The sequence below is a fragment of the Streptomyces sp. ICC1 genome (assembly GCF_003287935.1).
GTDB lineage: Bacteria > Actinomycetota > Actinomycetes > Streptomycetales > Streptomycetaceae > Streptomyces > Streptomyces tritrimontium.
In genome coordinates this window covers 4374437-4400830 of the sequence record NZ_CP030287.1, presented here as the reverse complement: position 1 = coordinate 4400830, position 26394 = coordinate 4374437, and the positions used below count along the sequence as shown (strand labels likewise).

The window sequence follows — 26394 nt, the reverse complement described above, 5'->3', positions numbered from 1 at the left end:
CGGGAACCGGCCGTGGCCGGAAGGTGTCCCAGTGGGTGGCCGGTCCCCGCGAGGACCGGCCCCGGGGCGCGGTCACGCCACGGCAGGGGGAAGGGTATGAACGGCATGTGGTCGGTTCCCGGTTACTCGGAGGTCCGCGAGCTCGGCTCGGGCGGCAGCGGCCGCGTCGTGCTCGCCGTCCACGACGGCACGGGCACGGCGGTCGCGGTGAAGTACCTGAACGACCGGATGCTCGAGAACCCGGCCTTCGTCCGGGAGTTCCGCGCGGAGGCCCAGCTCCTCGGCGACCTGCGCTCGCCGTACGTCGTCGGGCTGTACGAGTACGTGGAAGCGCCCGGCGGCGCCGCCATCGTGATGGAGCTCGTGGACGGCGTCCCGCTGAACGCCCTCCTCAAGCAGTCCGGTCGGACCGGCCCCGAGGCCGCGCTGGTGCTGCTGAAGGGCTCCCTGCTCGGGCTGGCCGACGCCCACCGGGCCGGCGTGGTCCACCGCGACTACAAGCCGGCGAACGTGCTGGTGGCCGCCGACGGCACCTCCAAGCTGGTCGACTTCGGGATCGCCACCCCGCAGGGCACCACGCCCGGGGCCGCCGGCACGCCCGCGTACATGGCGCCGGAGCAGTGGCAGGGCCGGCCGGCCTCGCCCGCGGCGGACGTGTACGCCGCGACGGCGACCTTCTTCGAATGCCTGACCGGCCGCAAGCCCTTCGACGGGCAGAGCTTCGCCGAGCTCGCGGTCCAGCACGTCGAGGCCCCGGTGCCCGAGTCCGAGGCGCCCGAGCCGGTGCGCCCGCTGATCCGGCGGGGGATGGCGAAGTCCCCGGAGCAGCGGCCCGTGGACGCCGACCGGTTCGTCGCGGAGCTGGAGTCGGTGGCCGTGGCCGCGTACGGGCCCGAGTGGGAGGAGCGCGGACAGCGCAAGCTGGCCGCGCTGGCGGCCCTGCTGCCGCTGCTGTTCCCCTCGGCCGGCGCCCCGGCGCAGGGCACCACCGCGCTGGCCACGACGACCCTGCCGAGTCCCGCGCCGCGCTGGACCCCAGGCCGGCGCGGCCTGGCCGCGGCCGGGGCCACCCTGGTCCTCGGGATCGTGGCCGTGCTCGGCTACCAGGCGGTCGGCGCGGAGCCGGGCGGGGCGAAGGCCCTGAACGCCTTCGCGACGTCGAGCGCGTCGGGCCCGTCCCCGGCCGGCACCTCGTCCCCGGAGCAGTCGGCCTCGCCGAGCCCGAGCACCAGCCCGAGCCCGTCGCCCAGTACGACGCCCTCGCCGTCCGCGTCCGCCACGCCGAGCCACACCGGCCCGGCGTCCCCGACGCCGACGCCCACCAAGTCCCCGACGCCCACACCGACGCCGAGCGTGATCGTCTCCTCGGTGTCCGTCACCCTCAAAACCGCGCCCACGTTCGGTGAAGCGACCGTGAGCCTCGATGTCAAAGGCGGGCCCGTCACCGTGGTCTTCGAGTGGTTCATCGGCAACGCGCCGAACGACCTCGCCGTCGCGGACGGCAGCGAGTCCGTCTCCGCGGGCCCGCCGGCCGCGGTGTCGCAGAGGCACACCTTCACGCGCGGCAGGGGCTGCTACCTGACCGTGCGCGTCTCCACCAAGCCCGCCGCCGCCAAGCAGTACTCGTACGCGACCGCCTCGATCCCGCGCTGCGTGCCGCCGGTGCCGGTGCCCCGATGAGCGACCCCCGCGCCCCGCAGGGCGAAGACGACGAGTACAGCGCCACCGTCCTGGGCAGCCACTGGATCAGCGGCCCGCCCCAGCGCACGGACGAGACCGAACGGCTGGAGGCGCCCGGCGAGCACGCGACCCGGCAGCTCGAGGCGCCCGCCGAGGACGCGACCGAGCGGCTGGCGCCCGCCGAGGGCGCGACGCGGCAGCTGGAGATACCGGCCGCAGGGGACGGAACCCGGCAGCTGGAGATGCCCGTCGGCGACGGGACCCGGCGCGTGCCGGCCGAGGCCGTGCCGGACCGCGTCGAAGGGTCCGTCCTGCGGTTCGGTCCGGGGGTGACGGCCGCCCTCCCGCTGCCGTTCCCGGTGGCCCCGCCACCCCGGCCGCCCCGCCGGCGCGGCGAATGGCGCCGCTACACCCTGGCGGCCGTGATCCTGCTCGCGGTCCTCGCCTACCTTGGCTGGCAGCGCTACGGCCCGGCCCTGGAGGTCCGGGACGTTGCGGTCACCACCGGCCCCGAGGGCCCCGGCTGCGACGCGACCGCCGACGTCGTCGCCGTCGTACGGACCAACGGCCGACCGGGGGTCATCACCTACCGCTGGCTGCGCAGCGACGGGACCCGCTCGGAGCAGCTGACCGAGCGGGTGCCGAGCGGCCGGCACGAGGCCCGGCTGCACCTGCTGTGGACCTTCCAGGGCGCGGGGACCTACCCCGCGAAGGCCGAGCTCCAGCTGGTCTCGCCGGACCGGCGCACGGCCTCGGCGGAGTTCACCTACCGCTGCCGCCCGTAGGCCGTCCCGCCGGGATCCGGATGACGGCGAGGCCGACGTCGAGGTCCACGCGGGAGCGCGGCGGAGCGCCGTCCTCCTCGTCGTCGCGCATGACGAGGGCGCTCTGCCGCTCCTTGAGCTCGTTCTGCTTGCCCGGCGAGAAGCTGGCGTGGAGCTGCTCGAAGCCGGTGGCGGACATCTGCCGTTGCTTTGATCATCAAGTGATCTCAGCAATCCCGGTGTTTCCACCGGAATGGTCCGTAACGGGTCACCAGCAGGCGAGTTGCGCGCCGGTGTCGTGTTGACGGTCTCCCGTTTCCTTCCCGGCCCGGGGGCTGGGGATCGCGCCACCTGCCCGCCCCGTCCCGGCCTTGCGGCGCGGGCGAGTGGCGCGGGTCTTCCGGTCGGCTCCACGGGGCTTCGACTCCGCCTCGACGGCGTTGTCCAGGTCTCCGGCCACTCCGGTACCTGTGGTGCGGGCCGCGAGGGCGACCAGGTTGTGTCCGGCGTTCGCGTCCCGGTCAAGGACGAGGCCGCAGGCGTCGCACTCGAAGACGCGCGTGCTGAGGGGCAGCTTGGTTTTCACCGCACCGCAGCGGGAGCAGGTCTTCGAGGAGGGGAACCAGCGGTCGGCGACGACGAGACGCGTGCCGTGCCGACGGGTCTTGTAGGTGAGCCGGCGTCGGATCTCGCCGAACGCGGCATCCGCGATCCGGCGGGACAGGCGCCGGTTGCGGCCCATTCCGGCGACGTTGAGGTCTTCGACGACGATCGTGCCGTACTCGCAGGCGAGACGGGTCGTCATCTTGTGGAGGGTGTCCTCGCGGAGGTTCGCGACCCGGTGATGGATCACGTTCCGAGCCCGGTTGGCCTTCTCCCAGCGCTTCGACGACTGCTGCCCGGTGTGCCGGTCGGGGCCGCGCCGGCGGGAGACGATCCGGCTGGCGCGGCGCAGCTGTTTCTGTGCGCGGTCGAGGTGGCGTGGGTTGGGTTCCTCGCTGAGGACACCATCGCTGTCCGCGAGGACGGCCAGCGTTTTGATGCCGAGGTCGATACCGACCGCCGCGTCCGGACGGGCCACTTTCACCAGCTGGTGCTTCTGCTCGACCTGGAGGGACACGAACCAGCGGCCCCGGTCCAGGCATGCGGTCGCGGAGAGGATCCGCATGTTTCCCTCGTCGATGAGGGCTCGCAGGTCAGCTCGGTTCTCGTGGAGGCGGACGGCGGCGATCCTGGGCAGGGTGATGTGCCTGCCGTCAGGCTCGATACGGATCGTGCCCGTGGTGAACCGGCAGGTCAGGCGCGCTTTCCCCTTCAACTTCAAGCGGGGGATACCCATCTTCGGGCCCTTGCGCTTCCCGCTCTTCGACTTCGTGTAGTTGCCGAACGCCGCCGACGCGTTGGCCAGGCCCGTGTTGTACGCCTCTTTGGAATTTTCCTCCCACCAGTCGGCGAAGCGCGGGTTGGTGCACTTGTCCTCGTTGAACGCCTTCCGCAGCGAGGGCAGCGACCACGACCGCCACGGAGTCAGCTCGTCCTCGGGGATGCCGTACGACTGCTCGGCCTTGCGCTGCCACCACACAGCGGTGACGTACGCGACCCCCCAGTTGTACGCGGCCCGCGCCCCACCTCCGTGCGAGTGCAGGTGGCGAGCGCGAGCTTGTGCGCGAGGACGGTGAAGCCCGGCCGTGGCTTGAACTTCTTCATCCGGCCACCTCCGGGCCTGTGGCGACGGCGACGGCCCGGGCGGCGCGATTGTTCGCGGAGCGCCGGCCGTACAGACGTGCGCACATCGAGGTCAAAACCTCGGTCATGTCCCGTACGAGGTCGTCGGCGGTCTCCGCCGGGTCAAGGACGACCAGACGCCGCCCCGAGGCCGAGAGGACAGCTTCCAGGTGCTCGACGCCGAACCGGGCGAGGCGGTCGCGATGCTCGACCACGATCGTCCCCACACCCGGGTCGGCGAGCAGCCGGTGCAACTTGCGGCGGCGCCCGTTCAAGCCGGAACCGACCTCCGTCACCACGTCAGTGACCGCGAGACCCTGGGACGTTGCGCCCTGAACGGTCCGGGCGACCTGGCGCTCCAGGTCCGCCTTCTGATCAACGGACGAGACACGGCAGTACGCCACGACCCGCCCGGCGGCCTGCGGGGCGGGCCCGGTCACGAGCCATGTACCCGACGGCGTCTGGACGACCGGGACCGGCATACGGCCCTCTTTCGCCCAGGTCCACGCGGTCTGGTAGTGCACGCCGTTGCGCGCCGCCCACTCGGAAAGCTTCACGACATCAGGATGTTCACTGATGATGCCGGATATCCACCGAAAGAAATGGGAACTGTTGTTCACCCCTTGCGGCCGTTCCAGCGCCAGGGGAGCACGCCCGCGCGCCCCGCGCGTTCCAGCGCCAGGTCGAGGAAGGCCATGGCGGTGAGCAGCAGCGCCAGCCCCGGCAGGGTCATGAAGACGATGAAGGCCATGGCCCGAGCCTAAGCGGTGTCCTGCCCCGGGCCCAGGTCGTCCTTTCGGCCCACTGCCGCGGCCCCGGGTCCGGTCCTTCCGGCCGGGGGATCGGGGCCGTGCGGCCGAGGCGCGCGCACCCCCGCGCTGGTTGACTCGAAGGTGTTGACGAAGGCGCTCAGGACGCCTTCACGGCACCCTTGCCGCCACGTTCCAGCCGGCGATACACCCCAAACGGAACGTGGCTGTCCCGCACGGCTGCCAAGTCCGCGCGGGAGGCCCGCAGTCCCTTTGGGGAGTGGCTGCGGGCCACCTTGCCGTCCGGCCTCAGAACCTCGCGTGGGCCGTGATGTCCGCCGCGAACTCCCCCGTCATCGCCGGGGTCACCGTCGGCCGGCACTGCGCCACGGCCGCCAGGTAGTCCTCCGTGCTCGCGCCGAGCTGCGCCGCCGTCGCGCCCCGCGCGCCCACCGCCTCCAGGTCCCGCTCGAAGGACACCTGCGCCGCGATCCGCGCCGCGTGCTCGATGTCGGCCGGGGTGAACAGCTCGGTCGCCGCCACCAGGGCCGCCACGTCCACGTCGGGGCGGCCCGCCGTGTAGCGGGACCAGATGGCGGCGCGGGCCCCCGCGTCCGGGGTGCCGATCGGGATCAGGTAGTCGAAGCGTCCGGGCCGCAGGAAAGCCGGGTCGAGCGAGCGGATGGAGTTGGTCGCGCAGACCAGCAGCCGCTCGTCGCCCTCCCGGAAGCCCGGTATCAGCTTGAGCAGCTCGTTGGTCACCCCGTGGATCCCGCCGGGCTGCGCGGGCTCGGTGCGCACGGGCGCGATCTCCTCGACCTCGTCGATGAAGACGAGGACCCGCTCCAGCTCGGCGATCCGCGCGAAGGCGTCGCGCAGCGCGGCCGCGAGGTTGCCCTCGTCGGCCAGCCGGGAGGGCAGCAGTTCCACGAACGGCCAGCCGAGCCGGGAGGCGATGGCCCGGGCGAAGGTGGTCTTGCCGGTGCCGGGCGGGCCGAAGAGGGTGATGGCGCGCGGCGGCCGGACCCCGTGCGAGGCGGCCCGCTCCGGTTCGGCGAGCGGCAGCACCACGCGCCGCTCGATGAGGTCCTTCTCCTTCTCCATGCCGGCGACCTTGGCCCACAGGTCGCCCTGCAGGAAGCGGCCGCCGAGGTCGTCGAGGAGGCCGGCGGCCGGGCCGTGCAGCGGCTCGGTCTTCTCGAAGTAGGCGACGGCGGGCTGCCGGGTGTAGCCCGCGTTCAGCAGGCCCTCGCCGAGCATGTCCTCCTCCGGCAGGACGTAGGCGATGCGGCCGACGCGGGCGGCGATGAGCCGCCGCTCCAGCTCCACGAGCAGGGCGCTGGCCAGGCCCCGGCCGCGCCAGCCGGCGGCGATGGCGATGCGCATGACCCACGCGCGCTCACCGGTGACGCAGGCGAGGGCGGCGCCGATCGGGACGCCCTGGTGGACGGCGACCACGCAGGGCTGCCGGTCGGTCAGGGCGCTGATGCACTCGGCGAGTGAGAAGACCGACTCCTGGCCGAGTTCGGCCGTGGTGTCGATCAGGTGGACAACGGCCGCGAGATCGCTCTCGCGGTAGTCGTGGATCAGCCAGTTCACCGGGTACCGCCCCTCGTTCGTGCTCCTGCGTGCCTGCCGCGCACCTTCTGCCGCGAGGCTAGGGGCGGGCGGGCCCCGCGCTCACGCTCCGTCGTGCACAACACCCGGTCCGGAAACCGTCCGTGTCGTCCATAGACTGGTGGTTTCCGCCCGAACTGTTGACCGAGGACCCCTACGCCTTCATGACATCCCACATATCCACCGCCCCGCGCCCGTACCTGGCGTGGCTGGTTCCGGTCTTCTGGACGCTGGCGCTCGGACTGTGGGGGCTCTCCCGGCAGGACAGCGTGTGGCGGGACGAGGCGGCGACCTGGCAGGTGGCGGCGCGCTCCCCCGGCGAGATCTGGCACATGCTCGGCACCGTGGACGCCGTCCACGGCCTGTACTACCTGCTGATGCACTTCCTCTTCGAGGCCTTCGGGGCGAGTACGACGACCCTGCGCCTCCCCTCCGTGCTGGCGGTGGCGGTGGCCGCAGCGTGCGTGGCGCTGATCGGGCGCCGGCTGGCCGGCCCGTGGGCGGGAGCGGCCGGCGGGCTGGCCCTCGGGCTGCTGCCCGCCGTGCAGTTCCAGCTCCAGGAGGGCCGCCCGTACGCGCTGGTCGCGGGCGGCGCCGGGGTCTCGACCCTGCTGCTGGTCTCGCTGCTCGCACCCGCACCCGGCGCCGGGGCCGGGGCCGGGCGGCGGAGCTGGCCGCGCTGGACGGCGTACGGGGGCGTCGTGCTGGTCTGCGCGCTGCTGAACTGGTTCTCGCTGCTGATCCTTCCCGCGCACGCGGTGACCCTGTGGTGGGTGCGGGCCGGGCGCGGCGTCCCGGCGCGCTGGCTGGCCGCCTCGGCGGCGGCCGTGGCGGGGGCACTGCCGCTGATCCTGTTCAGCCGGACCCAGTCCGGGCAGGTCTCGTGGATTCCGCCGCTGACCTGGCACATGCTGATCGGCCCGGCGGTCCTGCTGGCGGTCGGCGCGCTGGGGGCGTGGGCGGACCGGTGGAACGGGCCGCGCACCGGCCGGCGCCGGCGGCTGTCGGCGGCATCGGTCGGGCTGCCGCTGCTGGCCGTGCCGCTGCTGGGGCTGGCCGCCGCCTCGCTGGTCCAGCCGCTGTTCCTGGACCGGTACGTGCTGTTCGCCATGCTGGGCCTGGCCCTGCTGATCGGCGCGGGGCTCGGTGCGGCCGTACGGGCCCTCGCGCCGCGGTGTCCGAAGGCGTCGGCCGCGCTCGTACCGGCCGTGGTCGGGGTCGCGGCGCTGGCGATGCTGCCGGTGGCGCTGGCCGACCGGTCCCCGGCCAGCCGGGTGGACGACGTACGGGCGGCGGCCGGGGAGGTGTCCCGGCTGAAGCGGGACGGCGACGGGGTGCTCTTCGTCCCGGCGGCCCGGCGGGACACCGCGCTGGTCTCGCCCGGGGCGTTCGCGGGGCTGACGGACGTCGCGCTGGCGCGCGGCCCGGTGGAATCGGGCACCCTCAAGGGCGAGGAGGCCGGCCCTGACCGGATCCGGGCGGCGCTGGGCGGGCGGCGCCGGATACTGCTGGTGACGGACGCGGCGAAGGCGGCGAGGCCCCCGGGCTCCGCGGCGGACAGGATGAAGGCCGCCGTCCTGGCGGCGGACTTCACCGTGGTCGAGGACGTGCAGCTCAGGGGCCGCCGGGTGACGGTGTACGAACGCCGCCCCTGATCCCGCCGGGCGCGGGCGCGGGCGCGGGACACCGAGGACGGCCCGCGGGCGCGGGCAGGGGCCTCAGTTGTCGAACCACACGGTGAGCCGGACCCGTTCGTCGCCGTACAGCCCGGCGAGGGTTTCCATCACCGTCCAGAGCGGCTTCCATTCCCCGTCGGGTGCGACGGCGTCGCGCCGGGTGATCCGCCCGATCCGGTAGAGGCGGTCATCGCCGTCAGGCCATTCGGTGCCCTCCGGCAAGTCGTGCGCCTCGTACCGGAACAGCCTGCCGGGGTCGCGGACGGTGGACAGGCCCGCCACCTCGGCGATCCGCGGGTCCCAGCCCGTCTTGCCGGTCATCACCCAGCCTTCGTCGGTGCGGCGGTACTCGTGGATGCGGGCGTCGACCCGCTCCGCCGGCTCCGACCAGTCGACCCGCTTGAGCTCGGCCCAGCTGATCCAGGTGGGGCTGTGCCCGTCGACGCCCCAGTCCGCGAACTGCGCGCGCACCACGTCCGAGACGTCCTTCGGCAGCCCCCTGTCCTCGGCGAGCGGCCGGAAGCCGGCGAAGTTGCGCATGCCGAAGAGGCAGCCGAAGGCGTCGTACGACCGCCCGTGGTGGAGCAGCTCGATGTCGACGGCCGCCACCCACGGCTCGTCGTCCTCGACCACGCACTCCACGAATCCATGTATGTCTGTTCCCATGGGCCGTGATTCTCCGTGCGGTCCGGCTCTGACACCAAGGGGATTTCGCGCTCCACGGCGGACCCCCGAGGGACCCCCGGCGGCGACTTCACAGCCGATTCACATGAATTACCCGACTCCGGCCACAGGTTCGCCGACGAGGCTCTGGGCATGATCCAGCGCCTTCCCCACCGACCGGACCGCCGCCCCCGCGCCCGTGGCCGGCGCGCGTCCCGGATCCTGCTCGCCCTGGCCGCGATGACCGCGCTGCTCAGCGTCGACGTGCCCGACGCGCTCGCGAAGCCGCCGCTCGGCGTCACCGCGACGGCCGCGGCCGACGCGACGGCCCAGCGCGTCGGCGCGCTCTTCGCGGGCGGCCTCGGCGGTGGGCACTTCTGCACGGCCTCCGTGGTGCGCAGCGAGGACCGCGACGTGATCGCCACCGCGGCGCACTGTCTGGGGGCCCTGGACGACACCTACTTCGCCCCCGGCTACCGGGACGGCGAGGCACCGTACGGCCTGTGGAAGTTGACGGACATGTACGTGGCGCCGGACTGGACGGACGGCCGGAACCCGGACCACGACATCGCCTTCGCCACGCTGGCCCCGCTGGACGGCCGGCAGGTCGAGGACGTGGTCGGCGGCTTCCCGGTGGCGGCGGAGCAGCCCGCCGACGCCACGGTCTCGATCGTGGGCTATCCGAGTTCGGACGAGTCCCCGCTGTACTGCGCCAACGGCACGACGCTGCTCTCCGCGACCCAGCGCCGCATCGACTGCCCCGAGCTCAGCGGCGGCACCAGCGGCAGTCCCTGGCTCGTCGACGGCGCCCTCGCGGGGGTCCTCGGCGGCCACGAGGGCGGCGGGACCGTCCCGGAGGTCTCGTACAGCGCGGTCATGGGCGACCAGGCGGTGGAGCTCTACCGGGAGGCGGCCGACAACGGCTGAGGCGCCGTACGCCCTACGCGCCCCGCGTGCTCTGCGTGCTCTGCGTGCTCTGCGTGCCGGGAGTCGCGGACGCGGCGGCCGTGGCGGACGTGGCGGGGGCCTCGAACCAGGTCGGCTCGTCCCGCAGGGCCCGGCGGATCCGGTCGACGGCGAAGGACTCCAGCGGCTCCGGCAGCGCGTCCGGCTCGAACCAGGCCACCTCCAGCGACTCGTTGTCGTTGACGCGCGCCCGCCCGCCCGTGGCCCGGCAGCGGAAGGTGATGTCCTGGAACTGGCAGACGTCGCCGTTGGGGTACGTCATCGGCGGGAGCATCTCCACCAGCACCACCCGCTCCGGTACGCACCGCACCGCCGTCTCCTCGTACACCTCGCGCACCGCCGTGTCGGCGGGCTGCTCCCCCGGCTCGGCGATCCCGCCGATCACCGACCAGCGCCCGGTGTCGGCGCGCCGCCCGAGCAGCACCCGCCCCAGGTCGTCGACGACGATGGCGGTCACCCCGGGCAGCAGGAGCAGCTGGTGCCCGGCGGTGGCGCGCAGGGTGCGGATGAAGTCGGGTGTGGTCATCCCCCGACCTTACGAGTCCTTCGCGAAGCGGCGGGCGAACGACCAGCCGAGGCCGGCCGCGGCGACGGCCAGCAGGACGTACTCGGCGAGCGGGCCGTAGCGGGTGGCGGGGGTCTCGGTGGAGCGCAGCGGGATCTCCGCGACCAGGGCGTCGGCGGTGAACATCTTCGTCTGCTGCACGATCGCACCGTCGGGGCGGATGACGGCGCTGACCCCGCTGGTGACGGGGACCAGGACGGTGCGGCTGTGCTCGACGGCGCGGACCCGGTCCATGGCCAGCTGCTGGTAGGTCATCTCGGTGCGGCCGAAGGTGGCGTTGTTGCTGGGCACCGCGATGACCTGGGCGCCGGCCTGGACGGTGGAGCGGACGGCGTCGTCGAAGGCGGCTTCGTAGCAGGTGACCATGCCGACTCCGCTGCCCGCCATGTCGAAGACGCCGGGCTCCTCGCCGGGGCCGAAGTCGCGGCGCACCCGGTCGACGTCGGAGCTGAAGAGGCGGACGAAGGACCGCATCGGGATGCGCTCGCCGAAGGGCTGGATCTTGCGCTTGTCGTAGGTGTCGGTGGGGCCCTTGACCGGGTCCCACAGGATCATCGTGTTGCGCAGCGGTCCGGTCTCGGGGGCCAGTACGGAGCCGATGGCGACGGGCACCCCGATGGCCTTGACCGCGTTGTCGATGACGGCGTAGGCGTCGGCCTCGGCGTACGGGTCGATGTCGGAGGAGTTCTCCGGCCAGACGACGAAGTCCGGCTTGGGCACCCGGCCGGCCTTGACGTCCTCGGCGAGCTGGATGGTGCGGTTGGCGTGGTTGTCGAGGACCTGGCGGCGCTGGGCGTTGAAGTCGAAGCCGGCGCGCGGGACGTTGCCCTGGATGACGGCGGCGATCACGGTGCCGTCCTCTGCCGTGTCGGAGACCAGGGGCCGGGCCGCGAGGGCGCCGGCGAGCGGGGCGGCCACGGCGGTGGCGGCGAGCAGCGCGGCGGTGGCCCGGCGGGTGTCGGCGCCGACGCGCACCACCTCGTAGAGGCCGAATCCGCACAGGGCCACGGCGAAGGAGAGCAGCGGGGTGCCGCCGAACGCCACGAGCGGCAGGAAGACCCCGTCGGGCTGTCCGTAGGCGAGCTTGCCCCAGGAGAAGCCGCCGAAGGGGGCCCGGGCGCGCAGGGCCTCGCCGGCGATCCAGACGGCGGCGCCCCACAGCGGCCAGGCGGGGAGCCGGGTGACGAGGGCGATGCCGAGGGTGGTCAGGCCGAGGAGGAGGGATTCGAGGGTGACGAGGGCCAGCCACGGGACCGGGCCGACGCCCTCACCGGTCCAGACGAGCAGCGGCAGCAGGAAGGCGAGGCCGTGCAGGAGGCCGAGGCCGAACCCGGCCCGTGCGCGGCGCCCGTACAGGCACCAGCCGAGCAGGGCGAGCGCGAGGGGGGCCAGCCACCACAGGGGGCGGGGCGGGAAGCTGAGGTAGAGCAGCACGCCGGAGAGGGCGGCGAGGGCGGGGCGCGCCAGCCGCTCGGCCCACCGCCGCGCGGGGGACTCCGGGGAACGGGTCACTGATTCCGCTTCCGCTTCGGGCCGGCTGACGGGCTTCGGGGGCTCGTTTCCGGCCGCGCGGGTCGCACTGCTGCTCATCTGGCGGAGTGTACGTCCCCGGCCTGTGCCGGCGGACGGCCCGGCGGGTGGTGCGTCGGGTGATGCGTCGGGTGGCTCGCAGCCCGGGTCGCAGCCCGGGGCGCCGGGTCGGTGCCCGGGCCGGTGCCCGCGCTCGGGTCCCGGCCCGCGTCCGGATCAGTGGGCGAGGGACCGCAGATGGGTGCGGATCACGAGGACCGCGTTCGCGGCGTCGTCCACCGTGACGGTGAAGAGCTTGCCGTCGCCGAGCCTCAGCTCCACGCCCTCGCCGCGCCGCACGATGACGGCGGTGCCCTTCTCGGGGCGCCAGCGGTAGCCCCAGCCGCCCCACTGCTGGGGGGTGATCCGGGGGACGAACTCGGCGGAGGCCACCTCGGCGAGCCGGATCTTCCGGCGCGGCACTCCGATGTGGCCGCAGCGCACTTCCACCGCCTCCGCGTCGACGGTGACGGCGACGTGCACGAAGGCCAGGGTGCCGAAGAGGATCAGCAGGCCCGCGGCGAGGCAGCCGATCACCGCCATGAGCAGCGCGACGATGCCGACGTCCCCGGCGTGGTCCACGGCCAGCTCGACGCCGAGGGCGAGGCAGGCCGCACCGGCCGCGGCGAGCAGCCACTGCACGCGGTTGGAGGCCCGGCCAGTCCAGAGCGGACCCGGGGGGTGAACCGTCATGTGTAGCAGCGTACTCACGTTCCCCCCGCACGCCACCGCCCTCGCCCGCCCGGGTCCGGCGGCGAGCCGCGGACCACCCCCCTAGCTGGGGAGGAGGCCGACGAGCGCGTCCCGCAAGGCCGGGCGGCGGGCCGTCATGAAGCGGTGCAGGGTCCTGGAGCCGAGGGCCACCCGCTGGGCGCTGCGGCGGCGCTCACCGTCGTACGCGCGCAGCGCGGCGGGCAGGCCACCGGGTCCGTGGGCGGCGACGGCCCGGGCCAGCGCTTCGGCGTCGAGGAGCGCGGTGCACGCGCCCTGGCCGAGGTTCAGGGTCATGGCGTGCGCCGCGTCGCCGACCAGCGCGACGGGCCCGTGTCCGGCCGTGCGGGTGAAGGAGGGCAGCGCCGGGTGGAGGTGGCGCATCGGGTAGCGGATCCAGGTCTGCGGGTCGGTGTCGGCGAGCACGCGCGGGATCGGGTCGTGCCAGTCGGCGAAGGCGGCCCGCAGTTCCCGCGCGGTGGTGGCCCCGGGGACGGTGGCGTACCAGTTGGTGCGGCCGGGCTCGACGGGGGTCATCCCGAAGAAGCGGCCGCGGCCCCAGGTCTCGCCGTAGACGCCGGTCTCGAATCCGGCGATGCCGATCCAGGCCGCCTCGGCGAGCTCGCGCGGGGCGCTGGCCGCGCCGAAGCGGGCGGCGCGGACCGCACTGTTGATGCCGTCGGCGCCGACGAGCAGGTCGGCGCCGCCCGGGGCCCCGGGATCGTAGGGGCACCCGTACGCGATGTCCGTGCCGCCGAGCCGGTCGAGCTCGGCGGGCAGCGCGTCGATCAGGTGGGGGCGGGACACGAGGAGTTCGGGCCGGCCCGCCTTGCGCTCGATCCGCTCGAGCGGGAGCGCGGCCAGCACCCGGCCGTCGGGACGCCGGATCCGCGCGTCCCGGTACGGGACCGCCCGCTCCCGGAGCGCGGCGCCGAGACCGAGCCGGTCCAGGGCCGACTGGGCGGTGGGGTGGATGCCGAAGGCGGTTCCGTAGCGCTCCGGCGCGGCCCGGCGCTCGAGGACGGTCACCGTCCATCCGGCGCGGCGCAGGCCGATGGCGGTGGCGAGCCCGCCGACCCCGGCGCCGACGACGAGCGCCGAGCCCCCGTCCGAACCGGCGTCCGAACCGGCGTCCGCTCCCGCTTCCGCACCCGCCGCACTCGTGTCCATGGCGCACCCCTCACCCCGTCACCAACCACCACAGCCGTGGTGCTACACCTGTGGTACCACGGACGTGGTTAGGCTGGCAACGTGAACCAGGACCGAAGGGACCGGCTGCGGGACGCGGCCAAGCCGTTCTCCCGGCAGGCAGCGATGGCGAAGTATGGGAGGCTGGGAGAGGTGAATAAGCTACAGGGACTTGCCGCGGGGGGGCAAGTCGTCCCTTGCGCGGCCCATGCAGCTTGAAGTTATGATTAAGGATGATGTGTTTTTCTTTGTGAAAGACAAGGAGGAAAAGGGAGGGCTGGCGGAGGCGCGGGGGCTCGGAAATGGGTAAGAGGGGGGGGGCGGGGAGGAGGAGGGGCGCGGCCGCGGCGGGGCGGCCGTCGAGCAGGGCGACCCGCCGGTCGGCGACGGCGGCGGTCTCCTCATCGTGGGTGGCCAGCAGGACGGTGATGCCGTGCGAGCGGGCCGCGGTGGTGAGCGTACGGAGCAGCAGGGCGCGCTCGGCGCGGTGCAGCGGGGCCGTGGGCTCGTCGGCGAAGATCACGGCGGGCTCGCCCACGAGGGCGCGGGCGAGGGCCACGCGCTGGGACTCGGCCCGGTTGAGGGCGTCGGGGTGCTTGCGGGCGAAGGCGCTGATGTCGAGGCGGTCCAGCCATTCGCAGGCGGCCCGTTTGGCACTGCGGTGGGTCGCGCCGGCGATCAGCAGCGGCAGCGCGGCGTTCTCCCAGACCCGGAGCTCGGGCAGCAGCCCTGGCTCGGGGCCGATCCAGCCGAACCGGTCGCGGCGCAGCCGCTCGCGGGCCAGGGCCCCCATGGTGTGCACGGGGACGCTGTTGAACCAGACCTCGCCCTGTTCGGGCCGCAGCTGACCGGAGAGGCAGCCCAGCAGGGTGGTCTTGCCGCTGCCGCGCGGGCCGGTGACGGCGAGGATCTCGCCCGCGCGGACGCCGATCGAGACCCCGATGAGGCCCGGCGAACCTCCCCCAGACTTCGTCCGGGGGGACCCCCTGTGGGAGTAGTGAAGGGACCGCGCCCAGAGGACGTCCTCGCGGGGCAGGGCGTTGTCTGGCGGAGCGTTGTCCGGTGGAGCCACCATGGCGTACACCTCCGTCCGGGGGAACGAAGCGGAGCCAGCTTGGTCACTGGCGCCACAATGAGATGTAAAGAGATGAACGCCTTGGATGCGGACAGCACACGGCCCGGACACCCGCGTTCTCACTCGAACGGGGGATCCGGGCCGTGTGGTCGGACTACTGCGCGAAGAACCGCCTGCCGCTCGCGGCCGGCGGACGCCGCTGGTTAGAGCTTGGTCCAGGCCTCGGTGAGCACGCGGCGCAGGATGCCCTCGATCTCGTCGAAGGTGCCCTGGTCGGCGATCAGCGGCGGGGCCAGCTGGATGACCGGGTCGCCACGGTCGTCGGCGCGGCAGTACAAGCCGTTCTCGAAGAGCGCCTTGGAGAGGAAGCCGTAGAGCACGCGCTCCGTCTCCTCGTCCGTGAAGGACTCCTTGGTGGCCTTGTCCTTGACGAGCTCGATGCCGTAGAAGTAGCCGTTGCCGCGGACGTCGCCGACGATCGGCAGGTCGTGCAGCTTCTCCAGCGTCGAGCGGAAGGCGTCCTCGTTGTCCAGCACGTGCTGGTTGAGGCCTTCCTTGTCGAAGATGTCGAGGTTGGCGAGCGCCACCGCGGAGGACACCGGGTGTCCGCCGAAGGTGTAGCCGTGCAGGAAGGTGTTGTCACCCTTGTAGAACGGCTCGGCGAGCTTGTCCGAGATGATGCAGGCACCGATCGGGGAGTAGCCCGAGGTCATGCCCTTGGCGCAGGTGATCATGTCCGGGATGTAGTCGAACTTGTCACAGGCGAACATCGTGCCCAGACGGCCGAAGGCGCAGATCGTCTCGTCGGAGACGAGCAGCACGTCGTACTCGTCGCAGATCTCGCGGACCCGCTGGAAGTACCCGGGCGGCGGCGGGAAGCAGCCGCCGGCGTTCTGTACCGGCTCGAGGAAGACGGCGGCGACGGTGTCGGCGCCCTCGAACAGGATCTCCTGCTCGATCTGGTCGGCGCACCAGCGGCCGTAGGCCTCGGGGTCGTCGCCGTAGATCGGGGCGCGGTAGATGTTGGTGTTGACCACCTTGTGCGCGCCGGGGACCAGCGGCTCGAAGGGGGCCTTGAGGGCCGGCAGGCCGGTGATGGACAGCGCGCCCTGCGGGGTGCCGTGGTAGGCGACCGCGCGGGAGATGACCTTGTACTTGGTGTGCTTGCCCTGCAGCTTGAAGTACTGCTTGGCGAGCTTCCACGCGGTCTCGACGGCCTCGCCGCCACCGGTGGTGAAGAAGACCTTGTTCAGGTCGCCCGGAGCGTAGTGCGCGAGACGCTCGGCGAGCTCGACGGCCTTGGGGTGCGCGTACGACCAGATGGGGAAGAACGCGAGTTGCTGCGCCTGCTTGTACGCGACCTCGGCCAGTTCCTTGCGGCCGTGACCTGCGTTGACCACGAACAGGCCGGCGAGACCGTCCAGGTAGCGCTTGCCCTTGTCGTCGAAGATGTAGGTGCCCTCGCCCCGCACGATGGTGGGTACGGGCGAGTTCTCGTACGACGACATGCGGGTGAAGTGCATCCACAGGTGGTCGTAGGCGGTCTTGGAGAGGTCCTGGCTCACGGCTATCGCGTTCCCCACATGTAGGTCTGCTTCTTCAGCTTCAGGTAAACGAAGCTTTCGGTTGATCGCACGCCGGGGAGCGCGCGGATCTTCTTGTTGATCGTTTCGAGCAGGTGGTCGTCGTCCTCGCAGACGATCTCCACCATTAGGTCGAACGAGCCCGCGGTCATCACCACGTACTCGCACTCGGCCATGGCGGTCAGAGCATCGGCCACCGGGTCGAGGTCTCCCTCGACGTTGATGCCGACCATCGCCTGGCGCCGTAGCCCCACGGTGAGCGGGTCGGTGACCGCGACGATCTGCATGACGCCCTGGTCGAGCAGCTTCTGTACGCGCTGGCGCACCGCCGCTTCGGACAGGCCCACGGCCTTGCCGATCGCTGCGTAGGGACGGCGACCGTCCTCCTGCAGTTGCTCGATGATCGCCAGGGACACAGCATCGACCGAAGGGGACGGTTGTCTGTTCCTGGAATCTGCGCTTCGACTGACCACAACCTCACTCTGCACGAGGAGTCGTCTGTTCCGCAAGGCGAGAACGATGTAATTCGTTGTTTCGGACCTCGGATCTCACCGATTCCGTAGTTCGTGGTGGGTGGGCCTGTCGAAAACGGCGTCCAAGGGGATAGGCTGAGGAGCTGTCTCAACCACTGGACATGTGATCAGGAGTGTGGCTGTAGTGACCACCGAACTGCGTCGTCTGCGCAACTACATCGGCGGGGAGTTCAAGGACGCCGCCGACGGGCGGACCACCGAGGTGGTCAACCCCGCCACGGGCGAGGCGTACGCGACCGCCCCGCTCTCCGGCCAGGCGGACGTCGACGAGGCCATGGCCGCCGCCGCGGCGGCCTTCCCGGCCTGGCGCGACGCGACCCCCTCCGAGCGCCAGAAGGCGCTGCTGAAGATCGCGGACGCCTTCGAGGCGCGCGCCGACGAGCTGGTCGCCACCGAGTCGGAGAACACCGGCAAGCCGCTGGGCCTCACGGCCAGCGAGGAGCTGCCGCCGATGGTGGACCAGATCCGCTTCTTCGCGGGCGCCGCGCGCCTGCTCGAGGGCCGTTCGGCCGGCGAGTACATGGAGGGCATGACCTCGATCGTGCGCCGTGAGCCGGTCGGCGTCTGCGCCCAGGTCGCGCCGTGGAACTACCCGATGATGATGGCCGTCTGGAAGTTCGCCCCGGCCCTCGCCGCGGGCAACACCGTGGTCCTCAAGCCCTCGGACACCACCCCGGCCTCCACCGTCCTGATGGCGGAGATCATGGGCTCGATCCTGCCCGAGGGCGTCTTCAACGTCGTCTGCGGCGACCGCGAGACCGGCCGCGCCATGGTCGAGCACCGCACCCCGGCGATGGCCTCCATCACCGGCTCGGTCCGCGCGGGCATGCAGGTCGCCGAAAGCGCCTCCAAGGACGTCAAGCGCGTCCACCTGGAGCTCGGCGGCAAGGCCCCCGTCGTGGTCTTCGAAGACGCCGACATCGCCAAGGCCGCCGAGGACATCGCGGTCGCGGGCTTCTTCAACGCCGGCCAGGACTGTACGGCGGCCTGCCGCGTCCTGGTCCACGAGTCGATCCACGACGAGTTCGTCGCGGCGCTGGCCAAGAACGCGGCCGACACCAAGACCGGGCAGCCGGACGACGAGGACGTGCTCTACGGCGCGCTGAACAACCCGAACCAGCTGAAGCAGGTCGCGGGCTTCATCGAGCGCCTCCCCGCCCACGCCAAGGTCGAGGCGGGCGGCCACCGGGTCGGCGAGAAGGGCTACTTCTACGCCCCGACCGTGGTCTCCGGCCTCAAGCAGGATGACGAGATCATCCAGAACGAGGTCTTCGGCCCCGTCATCACGGTCCAGTCCTTCACGGACGAGGCCCAGGCCCTGCAGTACGCGAACGACGTCGAGTTCGCCCTCGCCTCCTCCGTGTGGACCAAGGACCACGGCCGCGCGATGCGGATGTCCAAGAACCTCGACTTCGGCTGCGTGTGGATCAACACCCACATCCCGCTCGTCGCCGAGATGCCCCACGGCGGGTACAAGAAGTCCGGCTACGGCAAGGACCTCTCCGCCTACGGCTTCGAGGACTACACGCGGATCAAGCACGTGATGACCTCGCTCGACGGCTGACCTTCCGCGGCGCCGATCGCACTGATCAGGGCAAGGCCTTGATGGGGCGGGCAGTAGACAACATGTCTATTGCCCGCCCCTTCGCGTTCCCCGAGGCTTTGCCCATGCCTGAACTCGCCTTCTCCCGCCGCGCGGCGCTGCGCGGCCTCGGTGCCGCGGGCCTGCTGGCCGCCCTCACCGGCTGTGGTGTCCCCGCCGCATACGTCCCCGAGGGCCGGCGGGAGGGCCGGGACCGCTCCGACCGGGACCGGAGCGTCTCCTTCTCGAACTGGCCGCTCTACATCGACACCGACGACGAGGACGAGACCCGGCGGCCGACGCTGGACGCCTTCTCGGAGAAGACCGGCATCGAGGTCCGGTACTCCGAGGAGATCAACGACAACGACGAGTTCTTCGGCAAGGTCAGTCCGGCGCTGATGAACCACCAGGAGACCGGCCACGACGTGGTCGTGGTCAGCGACTGGATGGCCGCCCGCTTCGTCCACCTGGGCTGGACCCAGAAGATGGACCGTTCGGCGCAGGGCAACGTGGCCAAGTACCTGGACCCCCAGCTGCGCTCCCCGGCCTTCGACGAGGGCCGGCTGCACACCGTCCCCTGGCAGTCGGGGATCACCGGCATCGCCTACAACCGCAAGGCGCTCGGCCGGGAGATCAAGTCGGTCAAGGACCTGTGGCACCCGGACCTGGCGGGCAAGGTCACGCTCCTCTCCGGCCTCGACGAGTCCTTCTCGCTGCTGATGCAGGGCAACGGCGTCGACGTGACCCGGTGGACCGAGTCCGACTTCCACCGGATGTGCGACCAGGTCGAGAGCATGGTGAAGAAGAAGCACATCCGCCGCTTCACCGGCAACGACTACACCTCCGATCTCAGCAAGGGCGACGTCCTGGCCTGCCAGGCCTACTCCGGAGACGTGATCCAGCTGCAGGCCGACAACCCCGACATCGAGTTCGTGATCCCCGAGGAGGGTGCCGAGCTCTGGGCGGAGAGCCTGCTCATCCCCAACCTCGCCCGGCACAAGGCCAACGCGGAGGCCCTGGTCGACTTCTACTACGACCCCGCCGTGGCCGCGGAGCTGGCCGCTTCCGTCAACTACGTCTGCCCCGTCCCGGCCGCCCGCGAAGTCCTGGCCTCCTCCGACGACAGGGAGACCGCCGAACTGGCCGAGAACCCGCTGATCTTCCCCGACGAGGAGATGCGCAAGCGGCTGGTGGTGTCCCGCGACATCTCCTCGGCCGAGCGGGGTCCCCTCGCCAAGCGCTGGAACGCCATCGTCGGCCTGTGAGGCGCGCGGGGCCGCGCGGAGTCGTGATCACGGTCCGGCCACGGAACTGAACATGTTCAGGGAAAGTGCTGAACGTGTTCAGAAAACTGGATAGTCTTCCTTCCATGAGCGAGAGAAGCGCCCTTCAGCGGCGGATCCGTGCCTGGTTGACCCTGTTCCTCGTCTGCCTCGTACTCAGTGGACTCACGGCCTTCCCCCTGGTCAGCGAACTCCGCTGGGCCAATGCCCTGCTGGACAACGAGTGGCTGCGCCGGGTCGGCGACGGACTGGACCAGGCGGACTCCGCATACCCCTTCCTCCTCTACGGCACCGACTGGCTGGCCTTCGCCCACCTGGTGATCGCCGTGTTCTTCTACGGGGTCCACCGCGACCCCGTCCGCAACATCTGGATCGTCGACGCCGGCATGATCGCCTGCGCCGGCATCATCCCGCTGGCCCTGATCTGCGGGCCCATCCGGGGCATCCCCTTCTATTGGTCGCTGATCGACATGTCGTTCGGCGTCTTCGGGGTGGTCCCCCTGCTGGTCCTGCGCCGCATGATCAAGCGCCTGGAGGCCATGCCCGAGCCTGTGCCCGAGAGGATGCCCGTGCCCGCCCCGGCTACCTAGCCATGGACGCGGCGACTATCGCCCCGGTCACCGGGCTCGGGTCCTCGCTCTTGGCGTCCTTGGAGTTGACCGTGAAGACCACGATCCGCGACCCGTCCCCCGCGCCGCCGATCCCGGTGCTGTAGCCGGGGCGGGCACCGGTCTTGCCGTAGACCACGGTGCCGTCCGGGAGGACCAGCCGCTGCATCCCCGCCGTCCGCGAGGCGGGCGTCGTGGCGGACCCGAACTCCAGGGCCCCCTCGGGGACGGTGAACATCTCCTCCAGCTGGGGCCGGGGCACGATCCGCCCGGCGAACAGCGCCCGCGTGAACCGCTCCAGGTCCGCCGTCGAGGAGATGAGGTCCCCCGCGGCCCATCGGTCGGACACGTTCCACACGCTGACGTCGCGCAGTTCGCTACCCCCGCCCGGCAGCGGCACCGCCTGGTAGCCGAGGTTGTGCCGGCCGGGGATCCGCGTCTGCGTCCGGCCCGGGAGGGAGGTCTGGCGCAGGCCCAGCGGCTTCAGGATCCGCTTCTCGACCGCCTTCTCGTACGTCGAGCCCGTCACCTTCTCGATCAGGACGCCCAGCAGCGTGTAATTGATGTTCTGGTAGTGCTGGAACGCGCCGGGAGCGCTCTCCGGCCCCTTCGCCAGGGCGTTCGCGATCTGCGCGTGCGGGTCGGTCACGTCGAAGCGGTGCTCCCACTGGGCGGAGAAGGAATCGCCGGGACCGTCGGCGGCGCGGATGCCGCTCGTGTAGTTCAGCAGCTGCCGCACCGAGATCGGCTCGAAGTTCTCGGGGAAGGTGCCCGGCAGGTACTCCTGGACCGGCCTGTCGAGATCGACCCTGCGCTCCGCGGCCAGCTGAAGCACCACCGCCGCCGTGAAGGTCTTCGTCACCGAACCGGCCCGGAAGCGGCCGTCGGCGATCGCCGCCGCCCCCGTGCGGACGTCCGAGACGCCCGAGCTGCCCCGCCAGCTGCCGCTCGGACCGCTCACCCGGACCGACGCGGCCGTGGCGTACTTGTGGTCGGCGCCGAGGCCGGCGATCGCCCGCTCCAGAGCCGCCGCATCGGGCGGTGTCGAGAACAGCGCCGAGGGCGAGGCCGAGACCGGCGCCGAGGCCGATGCCGAGGCCGGCGCCGGAGCGGCGTGCGCGACGGCCGGTCCGGCCGCGACGCCCAGGACCAGAGCGGCGGCGAGCAGCGTGCGCGTGGTCGCGTTCATGGTTTCCCCCTGTGAGATCCGCGGGGCGGTGCCGCCCCGATGACCTCAATGCTCCAGGTCAGAGCGGTGGTTGCGGATCACCACCGAGAGGGGTTTTCACCGGTACGACAACTCACCACCGCGGGGGAGGAGACCCCCGCCACCTCACTCCCCAGAGGGAGATACCCCAGAGCCGGACACCGCGCCGGCCGCGATCAGCCCCGTCTCGTACGCGCAGATCACCGCCTGGATCCGGTCCCGCAGCCCCAGCTTCGACAGCACGTTGCCCACATGCGATTTCACCGTGTGCTCGCTCACCGTCAGCGCCACCGCGATCTCCGCGTTCGACAGCCCCCGCCCCAGGTGCAGCAGCGTCTCCCGCTCCCGGGCCGTCAGCACCGCCAGCCGCTCGGCGGACAGCGCCGCCCCCGCGGCCGCCCCCGCCGACCGGGCCGTCGCCGCCGTGTACTCCTCGATCAGCCGCCGCGCCACCGAGGGCGCCAGCAGCGACTCGCCCGCCGCCACCACCCGTACCGCGTGCACCAGGTCGTCCCGCCGCACGTCCTTCAGCAGGAAACCGCTCGCCCCCGCGTGCAGCGCCTCGTACACGTACTCGTCCGAGTCGAAGGTCGTCAGCATCACCGTGCGGCACGCACTCTGCGCCGTGATGGTCCGGCACGCCGCGATCCCGTCGAGCACCGGCATCCGCACGTCCAGCAGCACCACGTCGGGCCGCAGCGAGCTGACCGCCTCCACGGCGGCCGCGCCGTCCCCGACCTCCGCCACCACCTCGATGTCGTCCTGGACGTCGAGGATCATCGCGAAGCCGCTGCGCACCAGCTCCTGGTCATCGGCCACCACCACACGGATCGTCAATTCCACACCTCCAGCGGCGAGGTTACAAGCACCACCCGCAGCGAGAAGCCCCGCCCGCCGGGCCCGGGCCCGGACTCCGCCGTGCCCCCGTGGGCCGCGGCCCGCTCCCGTACGCCGATCAGCCCGTGGCCGCCCCGCGCGCCGTGCCCGCCCGAGCCGCCCGGCGCGGGACCCCGACCGTCGTCCGTCACCGTGATCGCCAGTTCCCGGGGCGCGTGGTGGAGGCGTACCGCCACCCGCCCGGCCTCCGCGTGCTTGACCACGTTGGTCAGCGCCTCCTGCACGATCCGGTACACGGTGGTGTCCACCGCCGGGGCCAGCTCCCGCACCCGGCCGGTCTGTTCGTACGAGACCTCCGGGCCGCCCATCCGCACCCGGTCCAGCAGCGCGGGCAGTCCGGCGACCCCCGGCTGGGGCTCGCGCGGCGCCGGACCGTCCTCCCGCAGCACGCCCAGCATGCCGCGCAGCTGCGTCATCGCCTCCCGGCCCGCGTCCGCGATGGCGTCGAAGGCGGCCTCGGCCCGCTCCGGGGCCCGGCGAACCGCCACCGGACCGGCCTCCGCCTGCACGATCATGATGCTGACCGCGTGCGAGAGGATGTCGTGCATCTCCCGGGCGATCCGGGCCCGTTCGCGGGCGGCGGCCTGCTCCGCCTCGATCCGGTTGGCCCGCTCCAGCTGTGCCGCCCGGTCCTCCACCGCGCTCAGGTAGGCCTGACGCGTGTGCTGGAGCCGGCCCAGCGCGTAGGCGGCGCCCGACACGAAGAGCGTGAAGAGCAGTTCGCGCGCGGTCCCGGTGTTCCAGCCCACCGACACGGCGACCGTGAGGACCGTGAGCGCGCCCACCGCGAGGCGGACGCGGGCCGTGCACTGCAGGGCGATCGTGTAGAGGGCGAGCAGGCCCGCGTACGGAAGCGGCTGCCCCGGACCGTCGATCGCCAGCTTGTACGCGCCGCCCGCCAACAGGATCGCGACCAGCACCGCCACCGGAGCCCGCCGCCGCCAGACCAGCGGAAGCACGCCGAGCGAGGTCATCGCGTACGAGGCCCAGTCCGCGGGCGGCACGTCGTCCGACCGGGGGACCACGAACGGCATGGTGACGGCCAGTTGCACCAGCAGCGTCAGCCCCAGGTCCTGCCGGCGCGGATCGGTCCGCCGGATCCGCGCGCCGAGTTCCCCCCAGGCGCGCGTCACCGGCCGAACCCGGCCCGCACCGCCGTCAGCACGTCCACCCGGTTCGTCGTGATCGAGTCGACGCCGGCCGCGACCAGCGCGCGCATCGACCGCTTGGTGTCCGGGGTCCAGGCCGACACCAGCAGGCCGTCCCGGTGCACGGCGTCCACCAGCTCCCGGCCGACCAGCCCGAAACGGTAGTTGAGCCAGCTCGGGGCCACCGCGTCGATCAGCACCCGGCGCGGCGGCGCCAGCGTGGTCCAGGTCAGCGCGATCTCGGCGCCGGGGTCGGCGGCGCGCACGGCCAGCATGGTGTCCGGCCCCGCGCAGTAGTACGTGCGGTCGCGCGCCCCGCACTCGCGGACCTGTCCGACGACGGTGCGCACGGTCTCGGCCGTCGCGCCGGGCAGATCGACCATGACCCGGCCCGGGCCGGCCGCCATCAGGGCCTCGCGCAGGGTCGGAACCCCGCCGCCCGCCAACTCCCGCAGCTGCGGGGCCGTGACGGCGTCGAGCCGCACGTCGTGGCCCCACAGCCGCTGGAGCTTCTCGTCGTGGAGCAGCACGGGGACCCCGTCGCGGGTCAGTCGCACGTCGATCTCGACCGCGTCCGCCCCGCGGTCGAAGGCGGAGCGGATCGAGGCGAGGGTGTTCTCGCGGACGCGGTAGGGATCCCCGCGGTGGCCTACGGCAGTCAGGGTGCGCATGCACCCCATTCTGCGCAGGCGTCAGGAGGCCAGCCAGGCGGAGGTGTACGTGTCGATCTCGGCGCTGAGCTCCGCCTTGCCGGCCGGGTCCAGGAAGGAGGCCTCGACGGCGTTCTTCGCGAGCTGGGCCAGGCCCCGCTCGTCCAGGTCCAGCAGCCGGGCGGCCACCGCGTACTCGTTGTTCAGGTCGGAGCCGAACATCGGCGGGTCGTCGCTGTTGATGGTGACGAGCACGCCGGCCGCGACCATCTCCTTGACCGGGTGGAGGTCGAGGTCGGTGACCGCGCGGGTGGCGATGTTGGAGGTCGGGCAGACCTCCAGCGCGATGCGGTGCTCGGCGAGGTAGGCGAGCAGCTCCGGATCACGGACGGAGCTGGTGCCGTGGCCGATGCGCTCGGCGCCCAACTCGCGGATGGCGTCCCAGACGGTCTCCGGGCCGGTGGTCTCACCGGCGTGCGGCACGCTGTGCAGGCCGGCGGCGCGGGCGGCGTCGAAGTACGGCTTGAACTGCGGGCGCGGCACGCCGATCTCGGGTCCGCCCAGGCCGAAGGAGACGAGCCCTTCGGGGCGCAGGTCGACGGCGAGGCGGGTGGTCTCGGCGGCGGCCTCCAGACCGGCTTCGCCGGGGATGTCGAAGCACCAGCGCAGGATGACGCCGAGCTCGCTCTCGGCGGCCTTGCGGGCGTCCTCGATGGCCTCCATGAAGGCCTTCTCCTCGATGCCGCGGCGGGTGGAGGAGTACGGGGTGATGGTGAGCTCGGCGTAGCGGATGTTCTGCCGGGCCATGTCGCGGGCGACCTCGAAGGTGAGGTCGCGTACGTCGGCGGGGGTGCGGACGAGGTCGACGACCGACAGGTAGACCTCGATGAAGTGCGCGAAGTCGGTGAAGGTGAAGTAGTCGGCGAGGGCCTCGGGATCGGTGGGCACCTTGGAGTCGGGGTGCCGGGAGGCGAGTTCGGCCACGATGCGCGGGGAAGCCGAGCCGACGTGGTGGACGTGCAGTTCGGCCTTGGGCAGCCCCGCGATGAAGGGGTGCAGGTCGGGCATGAGGGTGCCTCCGGAGGGACGCGGTGCGGACGGATCGCCTTCATCGTAGGCAGGCCCCGGACTGTCGCAGGCAGCGCTTAGCATGGCTGTACGAGAGGGGGGCGCCGTATGACCGATCAGAGCCCTGAGCCGCGAGACCCCTGGGCGCCGCCCGAGAGGCCCGCCGTCGACCTGGGGAAGCAGCAGGGCGTGCCGGGGGTCCACGACCAGCAGACCGTCGCGGGCATGCCCGGCGCCGGCATGCCGCCGGGTGCGCCGCCGGCCGGGCAGGCGCCCGTGCCCGCGTCCCAGCCGGGGCCGACGCCCGCCTACGGGTATCCGGCGCAGCCGGATCCGGCCGGGTACGGCTACCCGGCCCCGCCGGCCGCGCCGCAGACCCCGTACGGCTACCCGGGCCAGCCGGCTGCCCCGCAGGCTCCGTACGGCGGGTACCAGGGCTACCCCGGATACCCGGGGCAGGGCGGATTCCCGGCCTACCCGCAGCGGAGCAACGGCTTCGGCGTCACGGCGCTCGTGCTCGGGATCATCGCCGTGGTCACCTGCTACCTGGGCCTGCTGTTCGGCGTACCCGCCGTCATCTTCGGCGTGCTCGGCCGGGGCAAGGCCAAGCGCGGCGAGGCGGACAACGGCGGCATGGCGCTGGCCGGCATCATCACCGGCGCGGTCGGCATCGCGATCAGCTGCCTGATGATCGTGCTCATCGTCGTGGGCGTCATATTCGGCGACCCGGACTCCGACTCGGAGGGCGGGTACTCGGGACCGAGGAACACACAGGTCCTCTACCAGGACTGAGCCGCGCGCGGGGGCGCGAAGAGCGGGCCACGAAGAGCGGGCCACGAAGAGCGGGCCACGAAGAGCGGGCCACGAAGAGCGGGCCGGGCCGGGAC

24 protein-coding genes and 2 pseudogenes are annotated in these 26394 nt (G+C 72.4%); 8 read left to right on the top strand and 18 right to left on the bottom strand.

Going from position 1 to position 26394, the window contains the following annotated elements:
- The first annotated feature begins 96 nt into the window (after nucleotides 1–96).
- Together DRB96_RS20720 and DRB96_RS20715 are read left to right on the top strand one after the other, a co-directional pair.
- Nucleotides 97–1680 (top strand): serine/threonine-protein kinase, encoded by a 1584-nt coding sequence (locus DRB96_RS20720; RefSeq protein WP_112449797.1) that lies wholly within the window; start codon nucleotides 97–99, stop codon nucleotides 1678–1680.
- Complete coding sequence (locus DRB96_RS20715; protein WP_112449796.1) at nucleotides 1677–2465, top strand: hypothetical protein; 789 nt, start codon at nucleotides 1677–1679, stop codon at nucleotides 2463–2465. Before DRB96_RS20720 ends, DRB96_RS20715 begins: the two co-directional genes overlap by 4 nt.
- On the opposite strand, the pseudogene DRB96_RS20710 reads toward DRB96_RS20715, so the two are convergent.
- From DRB96_RS20710 to DRB96_RS20695, 5 genes and pseudogenes are all read right to left on the bottom strand, one after another.
- A pseudogene (locus DRB96_RS20710) lies at nucleotides 2443–2646 on the bottom strand (DUF6191 domain-containing protein); the annotation flags it as partial. The gene DRB96_RS20715 and the pseudogene DRB96_RS20710 overlap by 23 nt on opposite strands.
- A 66-nt stretch (nucleotides 2647–2712) precedes the next feature.
- A complete protein-coding gene (tnpB, locus tag DRB96_RS20705; RefSeq protein WP_112449795.1) occupies nucleotides 2713–4089 on the bottom strand; it encodes an IS607 family element RNA-guided endonuclease TnpB in 1377 nt (458 codons plus the stop codon).
- Between the two features lie 58 nt (nucleotides 4090–4147).
- Nucleotides 4148–4726 carry an IS607 family transposase gene (locus tag DRB96_RS20700; RefSeq protein ID WP_112449794.1) on the bottom strand — a complete coding sequence of 193 codons (579 nt, stop codon included), beginning with the start codon at nucleotides 4724–4726 and terminating at the stop codon, nucleotides 4148–4150.
- A 59-nt stretch (nucleotides 4727–4785) separates the two neighbouring features.
- A complete protein-coding gene (locus DRB96_RS45950; RefSeq protein ID WP_275432099.1) occupies nucleotides 4786–4920 on the bottom strand; it encodes a hypothetical protein in 135 nt (44 codons plus the stop codon).
- A 307-nt stretch (nucleotides 4921–5227) separates the two neighbouring features.
- A complete protein-coding gene (locus tag DRB96_RS20695) occupies nucleotides 5228–6517 on the bottom strand; it encodes a bifunctional GNAT family N-acetyltransferase/ATP-binding protein (protein WP_112449793.1) in 1290 nt (429 codons plus the stop codon).
- Nucleotides 6518–6699: 182 nt separating this feature from the next.
- Between DRB96_RS20695 and DRB96_RS20690 the strand changes: the two genes are divergently transcribed.
- On the top strand, nucleotides 6700–8190 hold the full coding sequence (locus DRB96_RS20690; protein ID WP_112453594.1) for a glycosyltransferase family 39 protein: 1491 nt from the start codon (nucleotides 6700–6702) through the stop codon (nucleotides 8188–8190).
- Between the two features lie 63 nt (nucleotides 8191–8253).
- Here the strand turns inward: DRB96_RS20690 and DRB96_RS20685 are convergent, their stop codons facing one another.
- The gene (locus DRB96_RS20685; RefSeq protein ID WP_112449792.1) at nucleotides 8254–8877 is read right to left on the bottom strand and encodes a hypothetical protein; all 624 of its coding nucleotides are present in this window, start codon (nucleotides 8875–8877) and stop codon (nucleotides 8254–8256) included.
- A gap of 150 nt (nucleotides 8878–9027) precedes the next feature.
- Here DRB96_RS20685 and DRB96_RS20680 point away from each other — a divergent pair, with 150 nt between their 5' ends.
- Nucleotides 9028–9801: a trypsin-like serine protease gene (locus tag DRB96_RS20680; protein ID WP_112449791.1), complete on the top strand. Its 774-nt coding sequence runs from the start codon at nucleotides 9028–9030 to the stop codon at nucleotides 9799–9801.
- Nucleotides 9802–9814: 13 nt separating this feature from the next.
- On the opposite strand, the gene DRB96_RS20675 is transcribed toward DRB96_RS20680, so the two are convergent.
- The 7 genes and pseudogenes from DRB96_RS20675 to DRB96_RS20645 all read right to left on the bottom strand — a co-directional run bounded on the left by DRB96_RS20675 (nucleotide 9815) and on the right by DRB96_RS20645 (nucleotide 17019).
- Nucleotides 9815–10366: an NUDIX domain-containing protein gene (locus DRB96_RS20675; RefSeq protein WP_112449790.1), complete on the bottom strand. Its 552-nt coding sequence runs from the start codon at nucleotides 10364–10366 to the stop codon at nucleotides 9815–9817.
- Between the two features lie 9 nt (nucleotides 10367–10375).
- Nucleotides 10376–11995, bottom strand: a complete 1620-nt coding sequence (lnt, locus tag DRB96_RS20670) for an apolipoprotein N-acyltransferase (RefSeq protein WP_112449789.1) — start codon at nucleotides 11993–11995, stop codon at nucleotides 10376–10378.
- Nucleotides 11996–12151: 156 nt separating this feature from the next.
- Nucleotides 12152–12667, bottom strand: coding sequence for a hypothetical protein (locus DRB96_RS20665; RefSeq protein ID WP_112449788.1), 516 nt, complete (start codon nucleotides 12665–12667; stop codon nucleotides 12152–12154).
- 81 nt (nucleotides 12668–12748) lie between these two features.
- On the bottom strand, nucleotides 12749–13855 hold the full coding sequence (locus DRB96_RS20660) for an NAD(P)/FAD-dependent oxidoreductase (RefSeq protein WP_112449787.1): 1107 nt from the start codon (nucleotides 13853–13855) through the stop codon (nucleotides 12749–12751).
- Between the two features lie 370 nt (nucleotides 13856–14225).
- Nucleotides 14226–14948 (bottom strand): annotated as a pseudogene (locus DRB96_RS20655) (ATP-binding cassette domain-containing protein); the annotation flags it as partial.
- A gap of 203 nt (nucleotides 14949–15151) precedes the next feature.
- Nucleotides 15152–16531, bottom strand: a complete 1380-nt coding sequence (locus DRB96_RS20650; protein ID WP_112449786.1) for an aspartate aminotransferase family protein — start codon at nucleotides 16529–16531, stop codon at nucleotides 15152–15154.
- Nucleotides 16516–17019 (bottom strand): Lrp/AsnC family transcriptional regulator, encoded by a 504-nt coding sequence (locus DRB96_RS20645; RefSeq protein ID WP_112449785.1) that lies wholly within the window; start codon nucleotides 17017–17019, stop codon nucleotides 16516–16518. Before DRB96_RS20645 ends, DRB96_RS20650 begins: the two co-directional genes overlap by 16 nt.
- 169 nt (nucleotides 17020–17188) lie before the next feature.
- Between DRB96_RS20645 and DRB96_RS20640 the strand changes: the two genes are divergently transcribed.
- The 3 genes from DRB96_RS20640 to DRB96_RS20630 all read left to right on the top strand — a co-directional run bounded on the left by DRB96_RS20640 (nucleotide 17189) and on the right by DRB96_RS20630 (nucleotide 20519).
- On the top strand, nucleotides 17189–18628 hold the full coding sequence (locus tag DRB96_RS20640) for a gamma-aminobutyraldehyde dehydrogenase (RefSeq protein WP_112449784.1): 1440 nt from the start codon (nucleotides 17189–17191) through the stop codon (nucleotides 18626–18628).
- A 104-nt stretch (nucleotides 18629–18732) separates the two neighbouring features.
- Complete coding sequence (locus DRB96_RS20635; RefSeq protein ID WP_112449783.1) at nucleotides 18733–19911, top strand: spermidine/putrescine ABC transporter substrate-binding protein; 1179 nt, start codon at nucleotides 18733–18735, stop codon at nucleotides 19909–19911.
- 104 nt (nucleotides 19912–20015) lie between these two features.
- Nucleotides 20016–20519 carry a hypothetical protein gene (locus DRB96_RS20630; protein WP_112449782.1) on the top strand — a complete coding sequence of 168 codons (504 nt, stop codon included), beginning with the start codon at nucleotides 20016–20018 and terminating at the stop codon, nucleotides 20517–20519.
- Here the strand turns inward: DRB96_RS20630 and DRB96_RS20625 are convergent.
- From DRB96_RS20625 to DRB96_RS20605, 5 genes are all read right to left on the bottom strand, one after another.
- Nucleotides 20512–21726: a serine hydrolase domain-containing protein gene (locus tag DRB96_RS20625; RefSeq protein WP_112449781.1), complete on the bottom strand. Its 1215-nt coding sequence runs from the start codon at nucleotides 21724–21726 to the stop codon at nucleotides 20512–20514. The two genes, DRB96_RS20630 and DRB96_RS20625, sit on opposite strands and share 8 nt — an antisense overlap.
- Nucleotides 21727–21870: 144 nt before the next feature.
- A complete protein-coding gene (locus tag DRB96_RS20620; protein WP_112449780.1) occupies nucleotides 21871–22581 on the bottom strand; it encodes a response regulator transcription factor in 711 nt (236 codons plus the stop codon).
- Nucleotides 22578–23675 (bottom strand): histidine kinase, encoded by a 1098-nt coding sequence (locus tag DRB96_RS20615; protein WP_112453593.1) that lies wholly within the window; start codon nucleotides 23673–23675, stop codon nucleotides 22578–22580. Before DRB96_RS20615 ends, DRB96_RS20620 begins: the two co-directional genes overlap by 4 nt.
- 95 nt (nucleotides 23676–23770) lie before the next feature.
- Nucleotides 23771–24460, bottom strand: a complete 690-nt coding sequence (locus tag DRB96_RS20610) for a glycerophosphodiester phosphodiesterase (protein ID WP_204357781.1) — start codon at nucleotides 24458–24460, stop codon at nucleotides 23771–23773.
- A 21-nt stretch (nucleotides 24461–24481) separates the two neighbouring features.
- On the bottom strand, nucleotides 24482–25507 hold the full coding sequence (locus DRB96_RS20605; RefSeq protein ID WP_112449778.1) for an adenosine deaminase: 1026 nt from the start codon (nucleotides 25505–25507) through the stop codon (nucleotides 24482–24484).
- Nucleotides 25508–25615: 108 nt separating this feature from the next.
- Between DRB96_RS20605 and DRB96_RS20600 the strand changes: the two genes are divergently transcribed.
- Complete coding sequence (locus DRB96_RS20600) at nucleotides 25616–26299, top strand: DUF4190 domain-containing protein (protein WP_112449777.1); 684 nt, start codon at nucleotides 25616–25618, stop codon at nucleotides 26297–26299.
- The last annotated feature ends 95 nt before the right edge of the window (nucleotides 26300–26394 follow it).